The organism is Nonomuraea sp. NPDC050680 (assembly GCF_040654555.1).
Classification (GTDB): domain Bacteria; phylum Actinomycetota; class Actinomycetes; order Streptosporangiales; family Streptosporangiaceae; genus Nonomuraea.
Map to the genome: position 1 here is coordinate 235,672 of NZ_JBFAIF010000014.1, position 17,324 is coordinate 252,995.

Below are 17,324 nucleotides of genomic sequence, written 5' to 3' on the forward strand. Positions count from 1 at the left end.
TCAGCTCTCGTACAGGACCGCGTGCAGCCGGGTGACGAAGGACTTCGGGTCGTCGACGAAGCCGATGTGGCCGCCGGGGAACATCGTCGGCTCGATGCCGAGTCCCGCGGCCAGCGCGATCGAGGTGCGGTCGCAGAGCTGGCCGGCCGAGTCCTCGCCGATGCCGATCACAACGCGGGTACTCGCCGCGCGCAGGGCGGCGAAATCGGGCCGCCAGCTGATGGTGGCGCGCATCTCGTGGGCGAACCAGCGGCGTTCGTCGGCGACCTGCTGGGGGTCGCGTTCCCCGCCGAACATCATCCCGATCGCGTCGTCCGGGATGGGGATGGCGGCCTGGGCCATGAACTTGCGCCAGGCCCCCGTGACATCGCCGGCGAGGTAGGTGGCGATCAGGTCGTCGGTCCCGGCGTAGAGCTGCTCGCGGTCATCCAGCGGGTCGACCAGCGGGGCCTCGTGGGCGATGACGGTGTGGGCCTGCTCGGGGTGGGCCTCGGCGAACGCCAGCGCGGTGACGGCGCCGCCGCTGGAGCCGAAGACCGCGGCCGGGCCGGCGTCGAGGTGGGTCAGGAGCCGGGACAGGTCGTCGGCGCGCGACTGCGGGGTGGAGTCCTGGCCGGGGTCGTGGAGGGGGCTGCGATTGATGCCTCGCGGGTCGGTGGTGAGCACGGTGTGGTCGGCGGCCAGCAGCTCGGCCGCCGGGGCGAAGGATTCGGTGTCCATCGGGGCGCCGACGAGCACCACCACGGGGCCTTCGCCCCGTACCTCGTAGTAGAGGCGGGCGTCAGGGACCTCAAGGGTGTTGTGCATCGGAGTTCTCCTGGTCTGGAGGTCGGTGGTCGGTCGAAGAGGTGACTCCGGCGATGGGGCAGAATCGTCGCTTGTGAGCGAAGTCTTTTCCGCAACGTCCGAGGACACGACAGCGGACAGGCCCGCGAGCACGTCTGCGGGCACGTCTGCGGACAGGCCCGCGGGCAGGTCTGCGGAGGACACCGAGGACCTGGGCCGGGCGCGGGCCGGGGACGACGCCGCGTTCAACCGGCTCGTGGAGCCGTTGCGCCGGGAGCTGCACGCCCACTGCTACCGCATGCTCGGCTCCACCCACGACGCCGACGACGCCCTCCAGGACGCCCTGCTGCGGGCGTGGCGGGGGCTCGCCCGTTTCGAGGGTCGCGGCTCGCTGCGCTCGTGGCTGTACACCGTGGCCACCCACACCTGCCTGGATACCATCGAATCCAGAGGCAGGCGAGCCCTGCCGATGGACCTCGGGCCGTCCAGTGACCGCGCCGTGCTCGGCGACGCCCCGCTGGCCGACGTCGCCTGGCTGGGCCCCTATCCCGACGCGGGTCTCGGCGCGGGCGGACCGGCCGCACGCTACGAGCAGCGTGAGGCCGTCGAACTCGCCTTCGTAGCCGCCCTGCAACACCTGCCGGGCAACCAGCGCGCGGCGCTGCTGCTCTTCGAGGTCCTCGGGTTCTCCGCCGCCGAGATCGCCACCACGATGAACACCTCCACCACGTCGGTGAACTCCGCCCTGGCCCGCGCCCGCAAGATCGTCGCGGAGAAGGTGCCCGCTCCCACCCAGCAGCGGACGTTGCGCCAGATCGACGACGCCCGGGTGCGGGAGATCGTCGCCGGATACTCCACCGCACTCGAACGCGGCGACGCCGACGCCCTGGTCGCGCTCCTGACCGAGGACGTCACCTGGTCGATGCCGCCGCTGCCGCACTGGTACCACGGCCTGGCGGCCGTCGCCGACTTCGCCAGGCGGATCCCGCTGACCTGCGGCAGCTGGCGGCACCTCCCGGTCACCGCGAACGGCCAGCCCGCCGTGGCCTGCTACCTCTGGAACGACGGGGCCGGCGCCCACCTCGCCTGGTCGATCAACGTGCTGACCCTGCGTGGCGAGCGTATCCGCGAGGTCACCTCGTTCATCGGCCCCGAGCACTTCACGCCCTTCGGGCTGTCCGCCTCACTGCCCTGACCTGTACGGGCGGCGCTCAGGGGCGGCGGTGGCGGTAGTGATGGACGGCCAGGGCGACGGCGCACGCGAGGGTGGCGAGCCCGAATCCGATGCCGACGAAGATGTTGGGGCCGATGTTCGAGGTCACCATGTTGAGGACGGCGCTGATCGCGAGCAGGAACCACAGCACGGGACGGAGCATCCCGCGCCGAGCGTCGGCGGGCGGTGCCGGACGAGCTGCCTCGGAGACGTTCAGGATGTCGGACATGGGGTGCTCCTCACTCGATGGGCTGTCACACATCGAAGCTACGGACGATCACCGCTGACGACGATCCCACCAACGGGACAAGCCGGGTACAGCAGGCTGTACTCCTCGGCCGATGATCTGCCGACCGCCCAAGTGATGCCCTATTGTCCTGGGCTGAGAGGCGCCGCAGGGCGATCTCCTGGGCCAAGGAGGTGCCGCATGTCGACCCATGACCCCACGACCGGCCGGCGGGCGGCCCGCTGGGACGCGTTCGGCCTCGCCCGCGCCCGCGTCATCCTGGACGCGCTCGAACACCTCGTCGGCGGATTCGGCACCTCGTTCCTGGCGTTGGTCGCCCTCGCGTTGCTGATCGCCACCGCGGTCACCAGCCTCGTCGGCGTGGGCCTGCTGCTGGCGCCCGTCACGCTGCGCGTGGTGCGTGTCGTCGCCGATCGGGAACGCGGGCGGCTCTCCCGCTGGGGTCCGGAGGTCGTCGGCCCGGAGCCGATACCGCACGGGCTGCGCGCCGCCCTCGCGGACTCGGCCGTACGCCGGGAAGTGGGCTGGGTGGTGACGCATGCCGTCTTTGGGCTGCTTGTCGGTGCGATCGGTCTCTCGCTGCCCCTCTACGCGGTGCGTGACATCCCCTTCCCGTTGTACTGGCGGCTGCTGCCACCGGACGTGGCGGCCACGTCGGCCAGTGGGCTCTGGACCGTGCAAGGCTGGCCCAGCGCCCTCGCCGTCTCCCTGCTGGGCATCGGCTGGATCGTCATCACCGCCACGGTCATCCCGGGGATGGCGCGGCTGCAGGCCTGGCCCGGCCGGCGGCTCCTGGCACCCGTCTCCGGCACCGACCTCGCGCTGCGGGTCGTCCAGCTCACCGCGACCCGCGCCGCCGCGCTCGACGCGCACTCCGCCGAGTTACGGCGCATCGAGCGGTCGCTGCACGACGGGACGCAGAACCGGATCGTCGCCGTCAACGTCCTGCTCGGCGCGGCGCGCCGGGCTCTGACGCGCGATCCGGCCAGCGCCGAGGCCATTCTCGAGCGCGCGCAGGACGCCGCCGAGCAGGCACTCGCCGAGCTTCGCGGGGTCGTCCGCAGCATCCTGCCGCCGGTGCTGACCGACCGGAGCCTCTCCGACGCGCTCACCGGTCTGGCCACGGCCTGCCCGGTGCCCTGCCGGATCGACGCCGACCTGCCCGTCCGGTGCGCCTCCTCGGTCGAGGCGACGGCCTACTTCGTGGTGGCCGAGACGCTCACGAACATCGCCAAGCACAGCCGTGCCGGGCGCGCCGACGTCCTGGTCCGCCTCCAGGACGACCGGCTCCACCTGCGGATCACCGACGACGGCCAGGGCGGGGCGGACGAACGCGACGGGTCCGGGTTCGTCGGCATCCGCCGCCGTACCGAAGCACACGATGGGACATTCATGCTGACCAGCCCGCCCGGTGGGCCCACCACCGTGACCGTGAGCCTGCCATGCGGATCGTGATCGCGGAGGACGATGCGCTCCTGCGTGAAGGGCTCGCGCTGCTGTTACGCGCCGAGGGGATCGACGTCGTGGCCACCGCCGGTGACCCCGGCGGTTTCCTGGAGGCCGTCGGGCTCCACCAGCCGGACGTCGCGATCGTCGACGTACGGATGCCGCCGACCCACACCGACGAGGGGATCGTCGCCGCCGTCGAGGCCCGGCGACGCCAGCCGGAGCTGGCCGTGCTCGTGCTGTCCGCCTACGTCGAGCAGGCGTTCGCCACCGAGTTGCTCTCCCATGGCAGCTCCCGCCTCGGGTACCTGCTGAAGGAGCGGGTCGGGCGGGTGGACGAGTTCCTGATCGCGCTGCACCGGGTGGCGGACGGGGGTACGGCCATCGATCCGGATGTCGTCGCGCAGCTGCTCGTACGCACCCGGCCCGACACCCGGCTGGAGCGCCTCAGCCCGCGCGAACGCGACGTGCTGGCCCTGATGGCCGAAGGTCTGGGCAACGCCGCCATCGCCGAGCGGCTCTTCGTCACCGACGGCGCCGTGCACAAGCACATCCGCAGCATCTTCGCCAAGCTCGACCTGGCGCCCACCGATCGGGCGGACCGGCGCGTCACCGCCGTCCTGCACTTCCTCGAAGACGCCAACCGCCGAGTCTGACCCGGTGTCACTTGCTGGGCTGGGGCGTCTGGCAGGCGATCTTCGGGTTCATGCCGAGATAGTTGAGCGGGCCGGCCACGATCGTCACGGCGATGGTGGCCAACTTGTTGCAGTTGTCGACCGGTCCCGAGTAGTAGTCACGCTGGCCCGCCGCGAAGGCGCCGACGATCAGCCAAAGGATCACCACTATTGACGCTAAGCGCATCGGTTCTACCTCCATCATCCGGCTTGGTCACCAGTCTCTCCCCCTGGCGAGGCCGAGGAAACGGACAGTTTTCCCACCCTCCGTCACTGGAGAGGGACCTTCGGCGACTTTCTGAGAGGGGGAGCTCCGGTGGTCAGGTCCTTGACCTGGCCGGTGGTGCTGGTGGCCGCCAGCGCGACGGCGAACAGGATGAGCTGATTGAGAATCTTGAGAAACACCAGCATCCCCACGGCTCCCGCGACCACCTGGTAGGCGGGATTGGCCGCGGTGAGGTTGAGGTAGACCTGCCCGAGGGTCTTGAGGACCTCCAGGCCGATCGTGATGACCAGCGCCGGGCCGATCACCCTGCGCAGCGGCAGGTGCAGCCGGGGTGGGGCGGTCAGCAACGCCATGGCCAGCAGGGTGTTGATGCCGAGACCGATGACGAACGCGGCCGCGGACAGCATCCACTGGGCCCAGTCGGCGTCCGTGCCCACGGTGTGGACGGCCAGCCAGCTCAGCAGCCACTCGGCGGCGAAGGCGAGGGCGATCGACAGGAAGAGCAGCACACCGAGCCCGGCCACCACGCACAGGTCGATGAGCTGGCGCAGGATGAACCTCCCCGGATATTCCTCGATCCGCCAGATCGCCCTGCTGGCCGAGCGTAGGGCGTCCATCCAGAACAGGCCCGTCAACGGCAGCGCGACGAACGCCACCGCCCCGGCCGTCGCCCGCGCGTCGATCAACGCCTGAACATTCAGCCGGGGGAAGTTCTCGCTCAGATAGTGCTGCACCGCGATCAGCACCGGCGGATAGTCCAGGTACCGGCCGAGAATGGCGAACCCCAGCAGCGCCAGCGCGAAGGTGGCGAAGAAGGAGTAGTAGGTGAGCGCGGCCGACAGCCGGCCGGCGTCCACCTTGTCGTAGCGGATCACGGCCCGGACCAGATGATCCAGCCAGCCATGACGACTTCTCGCCCGAGCCCAAGCCGCCGGCAACCGTCTGAGCCTGCTCACCGTACCGTCCAAACCGCTCGATCTTCAGTCCGGGCCTCTACCCTGGCGTCCGCCGAATCATCCCGGCCGCACCTTACTGGGCGGCCAGGATCCGTGCCTATCGGGATCGAAGGTGAGAGTCTGAAGAGGTGAAGCCGGATCGGGGACCCCTCTGGGGGCTGGTGCCACCCACGCTGGCCAAGCTGGCCGCCTGGAGCGCCTGCTTGATCCTCATCGGCTTCGTGGCCAACTACATAGTCAACATCGTGGTGCTGATGCACCTCATCGCCCTGCCGGTCGCGGTCGCCCTGCTGCTGACCGCGCTGCTGTTCCCCCTCACCAGACGGCTGCGCACGATGGGTCTGCGGCCGATCTACGCCACGTGGGTCACCATGCTCGTCGCCTTCGCCGTGGTGGGCGGGACCGGCTGGGTCATCGGCGTACGGGCCAACGAGGAGTTTCCCGGCCTGGTCAAACAGGTGCAGCAGACCGCCAAGACGATGGAGGGCTGGCTCTACACGGGCCCGCTGCACCTCAAGCCGAACCAGCTCAGCAACTGGGTCGACGACATCGCCAACCTGGTCACCGAACAGCAGCGGCAGATCACCACGACCGTGCTCGCGGGCACCGTCGTGCTGCTCGAAGCGCTGGCCGCGACCGTCCTGCTGCTCTTCGTGACGTTCTTCCTGCTCAAGGACGGGGATCGGATCTGGGCGTGGTTCCTCAAGGGGTTCGGTACGGTCGCGCCACGGGTCGATCGAGCCGGGCGTACGGCCTGGGTCACGCTCTCGCACTACGTACAGGGCACCGTGGCCGTGGCGGCGGTGCACGGCATCCTCATGGGCATCGTGCTCGCGGTCATGGGCGTCCCGCTCTGGGCGGCGCTCGCTGTGCTGATCTTCCTGGCCAGCTTCATCCCGATCGTCGGCATCTTCTTCGCCGGAGCCGTCGCGACACTGGTCACGCTCGGCGCGAAGGGTCCGATCTACGCGCTCATCTTCGTCGGCGTCCTGCTCGTCGAGCAGCAGTTGGAGAACCATGTCCTCCAGCCGCTGATCGTCGGCCGGGCGCTCCACTTCCACCCGTTGGCGATCATCATCGTGCTCTCCGTCGGCGGCATCCTGGCCGGGATCGCGGGCGCGATCGTGGCCGTGCCGATCGCCGCGATCCTGTACCGATCGGTGCCCGAACTCTTCCGGGACGAACCGCTCCCGCTCCCACCTGTGCCGGAAGCGGAACCACCGCCGCGCGGGCCGGATGCGGAACCACCGCCAAACCACGGCAAACCCGCCCAGACCGGCGGCGGGCCAACGCTGCCGACCGGGTGACGCCTGGCACGACGGCATAGGGCGGGACTAGACGCTCGTGGCCAGGAGGATCTTCAGCAGCTCGTTGGGCGCGTCCCGCATCACGTTGTGCCTGGACGCGAGGGCATGCGCGCGCCACGAGGGATCGGCGAGCGCCCGCTCGTAGGCGGGCTTGAAGGACGACTCCCCCTCGCCCTCGGCCGCGTACACATAGTCCTTGCTCCGGAAGCGGTCGAGCCCGCCGCGCAGGCGGATCGACTGGAGCAGGCAGGCCAGCGGGTGCGGCGTGGCCCGCGGATCGAAGAAGGGCAGCGGCGCGGTCGTGTAGCCGTTCGCGTGGGCGTCACCGATGTACCAGTTTCGCTGGTCGTCCGTGGCCAAGGTCCAGCAGGAGTCCCCGTCCGCGGGCACGAAGGCATCGACATAGACCAGACCGTCGACGCGCTCGGAGACCCGGTCGGCGGCGCCGGTGATCACCATTCCGCCATAGCTGTGCCCTACCAGCACGACGTCGGTGATCTGCTCGTCTTCCAGGAGATTCACCACGTCCTCGACATGCGTGTCGAGGTTGACCGAGGCGTTGAGCAGGTGCTTCCTGGCCCCCAGCCCGGTCAGCGAGATCGGGTACGCCTCGTGGCCGTGCTGCCGGAGCCGGCGCGCCAGCGGTTCGAAGCACCACGCGCCGTGGCAGGCGCCGGGAACGAGTACGAAGGTCGTCATCTGGGATTCCTCAGGTAGGTGGCGTACGTCCCCAGCCTCCGGCAGAACCAACCAGAAGTCCAAGAGATAGTCCGTCTCCTTACGAGAAGGAACAGTTATGGGCTGCCGGACACTCACGCGGTGAGCCGGGCGATCTGCCGTAGCTCGCCGCGGGTCGTCTCGCAGTCCAGCCGCCGGAGCTGGTCCACCACCCGGCCGGCCTGAGGGCTGTACTTGAGCTCCTCGGGGCAGGTCTCCGCCACCTTTCTGAGCATGGCGGTGGCGGCTTCCGGGTCGCGGTCCATGGCGTGGGCCGTGGCCAGGGACAGGAGATAGCGGGCCTGCCGGTCCTTCGCGTACAAACGGTCGGCGTCGACGTCCGCCGCCAGCCGGATGGCCTGCCGGAAGCGGCCCATGCGTACCGCCACCACCACGGTGTGCAGGTCCACCTCGGTCATGAAGTCCGCGCGAGCCGTGCCCAGCCGGTCGGCGAGCTTGCGGGCGCGGTTCAGCAGTTCCTCGGTCCGGAGGAGGTCGTTCTCCTCGGCGGTGGCCAGCGCCGCCGTCAGGTAGCAGGTCCCGATGGTCGACGGGTCGTCGGTGAGCTCGGTCGCGGCCAGGCACAACCGGCGGGCGTCGGCGTACCGGCCCAGGTGGATGAGGACGTCGGCCAGCTCGGCCCGGGTGAGCGCGGGCAGGAGGCGGTCGGCGGGCGCGGCGGCCACGGCGCGGTCGGCGGCCAGCAGGGCGAGCGGGTGGTGGCCGCAGCCACGCAGCAGCGTCGCGAACAGCCGGTAGACGTCGGTGAGGTCGGCGGCGGCCGCCTGCCGGTCCTCTGCCTTCGCGTGCTCCGCCGACGTGTCGGCCATCAGCAGGAGGGCGGGCAGGCGACGGCGCAGCTCGGTGTAGCGCCTGGGCGAGCGCCGCCAGATCTCCCACGCCGACGACACGTGGCGGTGGACGCGGTGCACGCTCTCGGCCACCCCGTCGGCGCACAGCCGGGGGAACAGCAGCGCCCGGCCGACGTCATCGCATTCGCCGTGTTCGCCGGTGGCCGGCAGTGTTATGGGGCCGCCGATGAGTTCGGAAAGGTCGGTGACGCGGAGCACGTCGGCGATTCGCATGATGGTGGATAATCGGTCCAGCGGCCTGGCGCCTTTTTCGACCAGCCGGAGCCATTCTTCGCTGCAGCCCACGAGATTCGCCAGAATACGCCGGGACAGGCCGCGTGCGCGGCGCATGGCCATGATCCGGCCGCCGTCGACCAAGAAATCGCTGGCCATGCCGCCAGATTAGGCGATGAATTCGACGGCCATCGACGGCCATAAATGACCGCCTTTTTATGCCACTGGGCGTCGGCGAAAAAGCCGCTATGTTATGTCGGAGAATCGTGGGATGCCGTCGCGCAACTCCAGTTGGATCCGCGCGGGCCGGCCGGGGTGAGACTGCCGCGACACCGTTCGGCAGGAGGAGACCACGATGACGATCGACGTCGAGTCGATGCGGAAGGCATTCCCGTTCTTCGAGACAGCCGCTGACGGCTCCCGTCCACCCGTCTACCTCGACAGCGCCGCCACCACGCAGAAACCGGCCGTGGTGCTCGACGCCCTCAGCCACTACTACACGCGCGCCAACGCCAACGTGCACCGTGGCGTCTACCGCCTGGCCGTGGAGGCGACCGAGCTGTACGAAGGGGCCCGGCGCACGGTCGCGGCCTTCGTCAACGCGCCGCGCGCCGAGGAGATCGTCTTCACCAAGAACGCCACCGAGGCCACCAATCTCCTGGCCAACACGCTGATGTGGGGCGACGGGCGGCTCCGGGTCGGTCCCGGCGACGAGATCGTCCTGACCGAGATGGAGCACCACTCCAACCTCATCCCCTGGCGGCTGCTCGCCGAGCGCGTGGGGGCGAAGGTCAGTTACCTGGGCATCACCGACGACGGCCGGCTGGACCTGTCCCGCCTGGCCGAGCTGGTCACGGAGCGGACCAAGGTCGTGGCGGTCGTGCACGCCTCGAACATCCTGGGCACCGTGAACCCCATCGCGCCGATCGCGGCCCGCGCGGCCGAGGTCGGCGCCCTGCTGGTCGTCGACGCGGCGCAGTCGGTGCCGCATCTCGGGGTGGACGTCGCCGCTCTCGGGGCCGACTTCGTGACCTTCTCCGGGCACAAGATGTGCGGGCCCACCGGGATCGGCGTGCTGTGGGGCAGGCACGAGCTGCTGGCGGCGCTGCCGCCCTTCCTCGGCGGCGGCGAGATGATCGAGACGGTCAGCGTGGACGCCATGCACTACGCCGCGCCGCCGCTCAAGTTCGAGGCCGGGACGCCGCCGGTGGCGCAGGCGGTCGGCCTGGGGGCCGCGTGCGACTTCCTCTCAGAGATCGGGATGGACGCGGTCGCCGCCCACGACCAGGCGCTGATCGAGTACGCGCTGGACCGGCTCGGCGAGGTGCCCGGCATCCGGTTCATCGGGCCGGCGGACACCCGCGACCGGCTGCCGCTGCTCTCCTTCGTGGTGGACGGCATGCCGCTCCAGCAGGTGCGCACGGCCCTGGACGAGGCGGGGATCGCGGTCCGTTCGGGTCACCACTGCGCCCAGCTCGCGTGCAGCCGCTTCGGCATCCCGGCGGCCATCCGCGCCTCCCTCTACCTGTACAACTCGCCCGACGAGGTCGACGTCCTGGCCACGACCCTGGAACAGGCGCGCGGTTCCCGGCGGGGCGAGCGCGCCCCGGACACCGTGTACGAGGCCGCCGACACCCGCCAGGTCCGCCCCTACCAGGAGATCCTCGTGCCGGGCATCTTCCGGCCCTGGGCGTACCGGCTCGTCGAGGAGCTGGCCCCCGCCCAGGGAGCCAGGGCGCTCGACATCGGCACCGGGCCGGGCACGGTGGCCCGCGTCATGGCGGCGGCCGTGGGCGACGGCGGGGCCGTGGTCGGCACCGACCCGAGCCCGGCCATGCTCGCCCTCGCACGGGAGCAGCCGCCCGTCAGCGGGGCCCCGATCCAGTACGTCGAGTGCGGCGCGGCCCCCCTGCACGTGTCCGACGAGGCGTTCGACCTGATCACCGTGCAGCAGGTGCTCCAGTTCGTCCCGGACCGGCGCGCCGCGCTGGCCGAGATGCGCAGGGCCGCCCGTCCCGGCGCCCGGATCGCGATCGCCACCTGGTCACCGCTCCGGCGCAATCCGCTCTTCGGGGCCCTGCACGACGCGGTCGGCGCCGTGCTCGGCCCCGGACCGGCCGCGTTGTTCGAGGAGCCGTGGTCGCTGGGCGGGGAGGAGGTCGCCGCCCTGGTGGAGGAGGCGGGCTTCGGCCAGGTCGAACTGCGCGAGTGGACGGTGCCGGTCACCATCCCCGGTGGTCCGGACGCCCTGTGCTGCCTCTTCGACTTCTCGGCGGCCGGCCCGCACATCTCCGTCCATCGCCGGGACCTGCACGCCGCCGTCCGCGCGAACCTGGCCTACCGCACGGACGGGGATGGCCTGCACGCGCAGACCTCGGCGAGCGTGGTGACCGCCCGAGCCTGATCGTCAGCGACAGCCGATGGCGGAAGGTCTCGGCGCCGGGCCGGGACGCGACATACGCGGTCTCACCATTCCGCCATCGAGCCGTCGTCGTGCCGCCAGACCGGGTTGCGCCAGGCGTGCGGGTGGCGGGCGGCCCGCCGTACCGCCTGCTCGTCGACTGTCACCCCCAGGCCGGGCAGCGTGGTGCGGTGGGCGTGGCCGTCGGTGAAGGTGAACGGGGCGGGGTCGAGGACGTAGTCGAGGAGTTCGGCGCCGCCGTTGTGGTAGATGCCCACGCTCTGTTCCTGGATGAGGAAGTTGGGCGTGGCGAAGCCGATCTGCAGGCTGGCGGCCAGTGCGATCGGGCCGAGCGGGCAGTGCGGGGCGAGTTGCACGTCGAACGTCTCGGCGAGCGCGGCGATCCGCCTGACCTCCGAGATGCCGCCCGCGTGGGACAGGTCGGGCTGGGCCACGGCCAGGCCGGAGGTCAGCGGCGGCAGGAAGTCGGTGCGGGAGTAGAGGCGCTCGCCGAGCGCGATCGGCACGTCCGTCGCGGCGGTCAGGTCGCGGAGCCGGTGCAGGTGGTCCGGGGCCAGTGGCTCCTCCACGAACAACGGGTTCAGGTCGGCGACGGCGGTGAGGACGCGTCTGGCGTTGGCGGTCGTGGCGCGGCCGTGCAGGTCGATCGCGAAGTCGCGGCCGGGGCCGAGGGCCGACCTGGCGACCTCCGCCCTGCGCACCACGGACGCGAGGTCGGCGGCGGTGAGCGAGCGCGGCATCAGGCCCGAGCCGTTCATCTTGACTGCGGTGAACCCGGCCTCGACCTGTCTGTCGATCTCCTCCCGCAGCTCACCCGGGTCGTCGCCGCCGACCCAGGCGTAGACCCTGACCTTGTCGCGGACCGGGCCGCCGAGCAGGGCGTGCACGGGCGCGCCGTAGTGCTGGCCGGCGATGTCCCACAGCGCCTGGTCGAGCCCCGCGACGGCGCTGGACAGCACGGGGCCGCCCCGGTAGAAGCCGCCCTTGGTGAGCACCTGCCAGTGGTCCTCGATCCGCAGCGGGTCCTGGCCGAGGAGATATTCGCTGAGTACGTCCACCGCCGCCCGCACGACCTCGGCCCGTCCCTCGACGACGGGTTCGCCCCACCCGACGATGCCCTCGTCGGTCTCCACGCGGCAGAACAGCCATCGCGGCGGCACCGGGAACGTCTCGATCCTGGTGATCTTCACAGCAGGTCCTCCAGGTCGCGCCACGCCTTGTCGAGCAGGTCCCGCATCGCCGCCTCCGCGGCCTCGCCGTCCTGCCTCTCGATGGCCGTCAGCACCGCCAAATGACTGGGTACGGGGTCGTCGCTGCCGCTGGAGCCGTGGACGAGCCGGTCGCGCCCGGCCAGGCCCGCGCCCATGACGACCTCCATGCGGATGAGCAGTTCGTTGTCGCCCGCCGCGAGCAGCGCCCGGTGGAAGTCCAGGTCGGCCGCGACGGGGTCGGCGGCCGACGCCATCGCGTCCAGCGCCTTTCGCAGGGCGTCGAGCTGCTCGGGGGTACGGCGCAGCGCGGCCAGCCGGGCGACCTGGGGCTCGACGATCGAGCGCAGCTCGTGCAGATCGCGCAGGAATCCCGGGTCGGGGCGCCCGGCGAACTTCCACCGGATCACGTCGCCGTCGAGGAGGTTCCAGTCGGCGCGTGGGCGTACGTAGGTGCCGAGCTTGGGCTTGGCCCCGATGAGCCCCTTGGCGGTGAGGACCTTCATCGCCTCGCGCAGCGCCGTCGAGCTGACGCCGAGCCGTTCCTGCAAGACGGTGACGTCGAGGCTGTCGCCCGACTTGAACTCCCCGCCGAAGATCATCGAGGCGATGGCCTCGACCGTCTGCCCGTGGAGCCCGCGCCCGCTGTAGGCCGCCATCACGCCGAGTCCTTCACGATGCTCCAGCCGCCGTCCACGACCACGCAGGCTCCCGTGACGAACGAGGCTTCGGGCGAGGCCAGGAAGGCGATCACCGCGGCCGTCTCCTCGGGCGTGCCGAACCGGTCGAGCACGGTGGCCTTGACCGTGGCCGCCCGCTCTTCCTCGTCCACCCGGTCCCAGACGGGCGTCATGATCGGCCCGGGGAGTACGCAGTTGACGCGGACGGCGGGGCCGTACTCGACCGCCAACTGGCGGGTGAGCGCGGTCAGCCCGCCCTTGGCGGCGGCGTAGGCGGGATGTCCGGGCAGGCCGACGAGCGCGTGCACGGAGGAGGTGACCACCATGACGCCGCCCCTGGTGGCCAGGTCGGGCAGCAGCGTGCGGGCGGCCAGGAAGGTGCCGGTCAGGCTGACGCCGAGCTGCCGGTTCCACGACTCCAGCGTGGTCAGGTGCGCGGGCGCCACCTCGGCGGCGGCCGCGTTGCTCACGATCACGTCGATCGGGCCCCACTCGGCGACCCGCTCCCAGGTCTCCTCCTCGGCCACGTCGCCGCGCAGGTAGCCGGCGCCCGTCGGCGGCCGTTCCGCGACGACGTCGACGACCAGGACGGAGGCGCCCTCAGCGGTCAGCCGCGCCGCCGTCGCGGCGCCGATCCCCGACGCGCCGCCGGTCACGACGGCCGTCCTGCCCGCGAAGCGCCCGCTCACGATTCCGCCGATACGACGACATCATGGGGAGCCAGCTCCACCCCGGCCACGCTCACGGGCCGGTCACCGTGGTTGAGCAGGAACAGGTGCCGCCCACGCCGTACGGCCTCCACCTCGTCGGGCAGCCCCTGGAGGACGGGCGCGACCTCAGCCAGCCGCAGGCTGTCGCGGACGAGCTCGCGCATGGCCCGCTCGTCGGGGCGCGTGCCGAGGTAGGTGGCGGTGCCCAGACCGAAGGCGTGCCGGGTGATCGCCGGCGACCCGGCCAGCGGGCCGCCGGTGTAGGCGGCCAGGACCTCGGCGCCTTCCGGCACGACGTGGTCGGCCCACAGGTCCGCGCTCCCGCCCGAGGTCAGGCTCACACTCTCGCCCTCGCTGAGCGGCCAGAACTCTTCCACCCGCAGTCCGAGCAGCTCCCGGAAGGCGCCGGGGTAGCCGCCCAGCCGGACGCGGTCGCACTCGTCGACGATCCCGCTGAAGAACGACATCAGCAGGTGCCCACCGCCCTCGACGTAGCCGCGCAGGTTGGCGGCCGCCGCGTCGGTGCACAGGTAGAGGTTCGGCACGACGACCAGCTTGTAGGAGGACAGGTCCGCCTCGGGCGGCACCACGTCGACCGTGACGTTCTCCCGCCAGAGCGGCGCGTAGTGGGCGCGTACCCGCTCGGGGATCTTCAGCTCGCCCGGCCTGGCGTCCAGCTCCAGCGCCCACCAGTTGGCGTAGTCGTGCACGATCGCCACGTCGGCGCGCACCCGCGAGCCCGCGACGCCGGACAGCGCCGCCAGTTCGGCGCCCAGCCCGGCCACCTCGCGGAAGATCCGGTTGTCCGCGCCGCCGTGCGAGACGATCGCGGAGTGGAACTTCTCCGCGCCGCCCGCCGAGGCCCGCCACTGGAAGTACATGACCGCGTCGGCGCCGCGCGCCACCGCCTGGTGGCTCCACAGCCGGTTCAGTCCGTCCCGCTTCGGCCGGTTCGGCGGGCGGTAGCTGATCGCGCTGGTCGCGGTCTCCATCATCAGGTACGGCCGGCCGCCGCCCAGCGAGCGCATCTGGTCGTGGAAGAAGGCCGCGTCGATGTGCGCGCCGGGGTCCTTCGGCTCGGGGTAGATGTCGAGCGCCACCACGTCGAAGTCGGCCGCCCAGGAGGCGTAGTCGGCGACCGGCTCCCACATGCCCATGATGTTCGTGGTGATCGGCACGTCGGGGGTCAGCTGCTGGAGCACCGCCCGCTCGGCCCGGTAGCAGGCCAGCAGCGCGTCGGAGCTGAAGCGGCGGTAGTCGAGGTCCTGCGCGGGATTGCGCAGGGTCGGGGTCTCGCGCGGCGGCAGCACGTCGGCCCAGTCGGTGACCCGCTGGCTCCAGAACGTGGTGGACCAGGCGGCGTTGAGCGCGTCGAGGTCGCCGTAGCGCTCGCGCAGCCAGGTCCGGAAGTCCTCGGCCGAGACGTCGCAGTAGCACTCCTGGATGTGGCAGCCGTACTCGTTGCCGACGTGCCAGATGGACAGCGCGGGATGCCCGCCGTACCTCTTGGCCAGCTGGACGGCCAGGCCCACGGCCGCCTCGCGATAGACGGGCGAGCTGGGGCAGTAGTGCTGGCGGGAGCCCGGCGACAGGCGCACGCCGTCGCGGGTGACCGGCAGCGTCTCCGGGTGCAGGCGCGGGAGCCAGGCGGGCGGTGACGCGGTGCCCGTGGCCAGGCTGACCTCGATGCCCGCGTCGCCGAGCAGGTCCATGACCTCATCCAGCCAGGCGAAGTCGTAGGCTCCCGGCTCGGGCTCGACCAGCGCCCAGGAGAAGACGCCGAGCGTGACGATGGTGACCCCGGCCTCGCGCATGAGGCGGATGTCCTCGCGCCAGACCTCCGGCGACCACTGCTCCGGGTTGTAGTCGGCGCCGAAATGTACTCGGTCGGGCTTCATCCCTTGACACTCCCTGCGGTGAGGCCCGCCCGCCAGAATCGCTGCAGCGAGGCCATGGTGATGACGAGAAGGAGCGCGGACACCGCTGCGCCGGTGACCGTGAGCTCGAAGAAGGCCGGGTTCCTGAAGGTCTGTGAGTTCCACAGGGCCAGGCCCAACGTGACAGGGTAGAGGTTCTGATCCGACAGCATGACCAGGGGCAGGAAGTAGTTGTTCCAGATGCCGATGAACTGGAACAGGAAGATCGTGACCAGCGCCGGGCTCATGATCTTCAGGCCGATGCTGAAGAAGATGCGATACTCCCCCGCGCCGTCCAGCCGCGCCGACTCCAGCAGGGCGTCGGGGATCGCGGCGTTGGCGTGGATGCGCGCGAGGTAGACGCCGAACGGGCTGACGATGCTGGGCAGCAGCACCGACCAGAACGATCCGGTCAGGCCCGCCTGGCTGAAGATGAGGTAGGTGGGCAGCGCCAGCACCGTGGACGGCACGAGCACGCCGGCCAGCACCAGGTTGAACAGCGCCTCCCGGCCCCGGAAGGGGTATTTGGCCATCGCGTAGCCCGCCCCGGCCGACAGCACGGTGGCCACGAGTGCGCCGGCGCCCGCGTACAGGAAGCTGTTGAGTATCCACCGGCCGAACAGCCCGTCGCCGAACAGGCGGCCGAGGTTGGCGCCGAGCTGCGGGTGCGGCGACCACAGACCGAAGGTGCCGAACAGGTCGGCGGTGCTCTTGGTCGCGGCGACCAGCACCCAGACGACCGGCAGTAGGAAGTAGACCGCCGCCGCGAGGAGCAGCGCCATGACCACGACGGTGGCCGGTCTCCACCGGTTCACCACGCTCTGTTTCCCTTCCTGTTCACCAATCGGAGGAAGCCGAAGGAGATCACGAATGCCATGATCGCGATAAGTGTGGCCTCCGCCGAGGCGAGATGGACATTCGCCTGGCCGAAGGCCTGGTTGTAGGCGGCCAGGTTGGGCGTGTAGTCGCTGTTGATCGCCGTGGTGAGCGGCTTGAGTATCAGCGGCTCGACGAACAGCTGGAGGGTGCCGATGAGCGTGAACACGGTGATCAGGATCAGCGGCGCGCGTACCAGCGGGATCTTGACGTGCCAGGCGATCCGCAGCTCGCTCGCGCCGTCCACCCTGGCCGCCTCGTACAGCTCCCGGGGGATGGCCTGCAGCCCGGCGATCAGCACGAGCATGTTGTAGCCGGCGAACTGCCAGGTGGAGATGTTGGCGATGGCCAGCAGGATCGTGTCGGGACCGAGGAAGTCGTGCGGCAGGCCCATGGCGGCCAGCACGTCGATGAGCGGGCTGGTCTGCGGTACGTAGAGGAAGCCCCACAGCAGCGAGGCGATCACCCCGGGCACACCGTACGGAAGGAAGAACGAGACGCGGAAGAACGGCTGGAAGCGCGCTCTGGCCGAGTCGAGCAGCAGGGCCAGCGCCAGGGCGCAGACCACCATGGTCGGCACCTCGATCAGGCTGAACACCAGCACCCTGCCGATGCTCGCCACGAACGCCTCCTGGCTCAGCGCGGTGACGTAGTTGCCGAGCCCGGTGAACTCCAGCACCGGCTCGGTCAGGCCGAGCCCGCTGCTGGTGAGCTTGAAGAAGCTCTGATAGATCGCGTAGCCGATCGGCGCGAGGAAGAACAGCGCGAAGGCCACGAAGAACGGCGCGACCAGGACCACCACATGCGTCCTTGGCCGACCGGGGCGCCGCGAGTTCGCGCGCGCCCCCCGCACCA

The 17,324-nt window shown here is 70.8% G+C and carries 17 protein-coding genes; 5 read left to right on the forward strand and 12 right to left on the reverse strand.

The window, feature by feature from the left end; genetic code table 11:
- Nucleotides 1-807: an alpha/beta hydrolase gene (locus tag AB0H88_RS36065; RefSeq protein ID WP_357652497.1), complete on the reverse strand. Its 807-nt coding sequence runs from the start codon at nt 805-807 to the stop codon at nt 1-3.
- 73 nt (nt 808-880) lie between these two features.
- Here AB0H88_RS36065 and AB0H88_RS36070 point away from each other — a divergent pair, with 73 nt between their 5' ends.
- Nucleotides 881-1,981: a sigma-70 family RNA polymerase sigma factor gene (locus AB0H88_RS36070; protein WP_357652499.1), complete on the forward strand. Its 1,101-nt coding sequence runs from the start codon at nt 881-883 to the stop codon at nt 1,979-1,981.
- Nucleotides 1,982-1,997: 16 nt separating this feature from the next.
- Here the strand turns inward: AB0H88_RS36070 and AB0H88_RS36075 are convergent, their stop codons facing one another.
- Nucleotides 1,998-2,228 carry a hypothetical protein gene (locus AB0H88_RS36075; RefSeq protein WP_357652501.1) on the reverse strand — a complete coding sequence of 77 codons (231 nt, stop codon included), beginning with the start codon at nt 2,226-2,228 and terminating at the stop codon, nt 1,998-2,000.
- A 198-nt stretch (nt 2,229-2,426) separates the two neighbouring features.
- Here AB0H88_RS36075 and AB0H88_RS36080 point away from each other — a divergent pair, with 198 nt between their 5' ends.
- Nucleotides 2,427-3,701: a sensor domain-containing protein gene (locus AB0H88_RS36080; RefSeq protein WP_357652503.1), complete on the forward strand. Its 1,275-nt coding sequence runs from the start codon at nt 2,427-2,429 to the stop codon at nt 3,699-3,701.
- The gene (locus AB0H88_RS36085; RefSeq protein ID WP_357652505.1) at nt 3,689-4,348 is read left to right on the forward strand and encodes a response regulator transcription factor; all 660 of its coding nucleotides are present in this window, start codon (nt 3,689-3,691) and stop codon (nt 4,346-4,348) included. Before AB0H88_RS36080 ends, AB0H88_RS36085 begins: the two co-directional genes overlap by 13 nt.
- A gap of 7 nt (nt 4,349-4,355) precedes the next feature.
- Here AB0H88_RS36085 and AB0H88_RS36090 read toward each other — a convergent pair whose 3' ends face one another.
- Nucleotides 4,356-4,532: a hypothetical protein gene (locus tag AB0H88_RS36090; protein WP_357652507.1), complete on the reverse strand. Its 177-nt coding sequence runs from the start codon at nt 4,530-4,532 to the stop codon at nt 4,356-4,358.
- A 104-nt stretch (nt 4,533-4,636) separates the two neighbouring features.
- Nucleotides 4,637-5,467, reverse strand: coding sequence for a YihY/virulence factor BrkB family protein (locus AB0H88_RS36095; RefSeq protein ID WP_357652509.1), 831 nt, complete (start codon nt 5,465-5,467; stop codon nt 4,637-4,639).
- Between the two features lie 209 nt (nt 5,468-5,676).
- Between AB0H88_RS36095 and AB0H88_RS36100 the strand changes: the two genes are divergently transcribed.
- Nucleotides 5,677-6,855 carry an AI-2E family transporter gene (locus tag AB0H88_RS36100; protein ID WP_357652511.1) on the forward strand — a complete coding sequence of 393 codons (1,179 nt, stop codon included), beginning with the start codon at nt 5,677-5,679 and terminating at the stop codon, nt 6,853-6,855.
- Between the two features lie 27 nt (nt 6,856-6,882).
- Here the strand turns inward: AB0H88_RS36100 and AB0H88_RS36105 are convergent, their stop codons facing one another.
- Both AB0H88_RS36105 and AB0H88_RS36110 read right to left on the reverse strand, forming a co-directional pair.
- Nucleotides 6,883-7,554 (reverse strand): alpha/beta fold hydrolase, encoded by a 672-nt coding sequence (locus AB0H88_RS36105; RefSeq protein WP_357652513.1) that lies wholly within the window; start codon nt 7,552-7,554, stop codon nt 6,883-6,885.
- 113 nt (nt 7,555-7,667) lie between these two features.
- Nucleotides 7,668-8,816 (reverse strand): helix-turn-helix transcriptional regulator, encoded by a 1,149-nt coding sequence (locus AB0H88_RS36110; protein WP_357652515.1) that lies wholly within the window; start codon nt 8,814-8,816, stop codon nt 7,668-7,670.
- Between the two features lie 196 nt (nt 8,817-9,012).
- Between AB0H88_RS36110 and AB0H88_RS36115 the strand changes: the two genes are divergently transcribed.
- Nucleotides 9,013-11,061 (forward strand): SufS family cysteine desulfurase, encoded by a 2,049-nt coding sequence (locus AB0H88_RS36115; RefSeq protein ID WP_357652517.1) that lies wholly within the window; start codon nt 9,013-9,015, stop codon nt 11,059-11,061.
- A 62-nt stretch (nt 11,062-11,123) separates the two neighbouring features.
- Here the strand turns inward: AB0H88_RS36115 and dgoD are convergent, their stop codons facing one another.
- From dgoD to AB0H88_RS36145, 6 genes are read right to left on the reverse strand one after another with little or no spacing between them, the layout of a single operon-like run.
- Nucleotides 11,124-12,269 (reverse strand): galactonate dehydratase, encoded by a 1,146-nt coding sequence (gene dgoD, locus AB0H88_RS36120; protein WP_357652519.1) that lies wholly within the window; start codon nt 12,267-12,269, stop codon nt 11,124-11,126.
- Entirely contained in the window at nt 12,266-12,946 is a 681-nt protein-coding gene (locus tag AB0H88_RS36125) for a FadR/GntR family transcriptional regulator (protein ID WP_357652578.1), read from the reverse strand. The genes dgoD and AB0H88_RS36125 overlap by 4 nt, the downstream gene beginning before the upstream one ends.
- On the reverse strand, nt 12,946-13,656 hold the full coding sequence (locus tag AB0H88_RS36130) for an SDR family oxidoreductase (RefSeq protein ID WP_357652521.1): 711 nt from the start codon (nt 13,654-13,656) through the stop codon (nt 12,946-12,948). Before AB0H88_RS36130 ends, AB0H88_RS36125 begins: the two co-directional genes overlap by 1 nt.
- Nucleotides 13,653-15,575, reverse strand: coding sequence for a beta-galactosidase (locus AB0H88_RS36135; RefSeq protein WP_357652523.1), 1,923 nt, complete (start codon nt 15,573-15,575; stop codon nt 13,653-13,655). The genes AB0H88_RS36130 and AB0H88_RS36135 overlap by 4 nt, the downstream gene beginning before the upstream one ends.
- Nucleotides 15,572-16,411, reverse strand: coding sequence for a carbohydrate ABC transporter permease (locus AB0H88_RS36140; protein ID WP_357652525.1), 840 nt, complete (start codon nt 16,409-16,411; stop codon nt 15,572-15,574). The genes AB0H88_RS36135 and AB0H88_RS36140 overlap by 4 nt, the downstream gene beginning before the upstream one ends.
- Nucleotides 16,405-17,271 carry a sugar ABC transporter permease gene (locus AB0H88_RS36145; RefSeq protein WP_357652527.1) on the reverse strand — a complete coding sequence of 289 codons (867 nt, stop codon included), beginning with the start codon at nt 17,269-17,271 and terminating at the stop codon, nt 16,405-16,407. Before AB0H88_RS36145 ends, AB0H88_RS36140 begins: the two co-directional genes overlap by 7 nt.
- Nucleotides 17,272-17,324 lie beyond the last annotated feature (53 nt).

Coding starts and splice junctions, on each gene's coding strand:
- AB0H88_RS36065 (WP_357652497.1), bottom strand. CDS start 807: ATGCACAACACCCTTGAGGTCCCTGACGCCCGCCTCTACTACGAGGTA.
- AB0H88_RS36075 (WP_357652501.1), bottom strand. CDS start 2,228: ATGTCCGACATCCTGAACGTCTCCGAGGCAGCTCGTCCGGCACCGCCC.
- AB0H88_RS36080 (WP_357652503.1), top strand. CDS start 2,427: ATGTCGACCCATGACCCCACGACCGGCCGGCGGGCGGCCCGCTGGGAC.
- AB0H88_RS36085 (WP_357652505.1), top strand. CDS start 3,689: ATGCGGATCGTGATCGCGGAGGACGATGCGCTCCTGCGTGAAGGGCTC.
- AB0H88_RS36105 (WP_357652513.1), bottom strand. CDS start 7,554: ATGACGACCTTCGTACTCGTTCCCGGCGCCTGCCACGGCGCGTGGTGC.
- AB0H88_RS36110 (WP_357652515.1), bottom strand. CDS start 8,816: ATGGCCAGCGATTTCTTGGTCGACGGCGGCCGGATCATGGCCATGCGC.
- AB0H88_RS36115 (WP_357652517.1), top strand. CDS start 9,013: ATGACGATCGACGTCGAGTCGATGCGGAAGGCATTCCCGTTCTTCGAG.
- AB0H88_RS36125 (WP_357652578.1), bottom strand. CDS start 12,946: ATGGCGGCCTACAGCGGGCGCGGGCTCCACGGGCAGACGGTCGAGGCC.
- AB0H88_RS36135 (WP_357652523.1), bottom strand. CDS start 15,575: ATGAAGCCCGACCGAGTACATTTCGGCGCCGACTACAACCCGGAGCAG.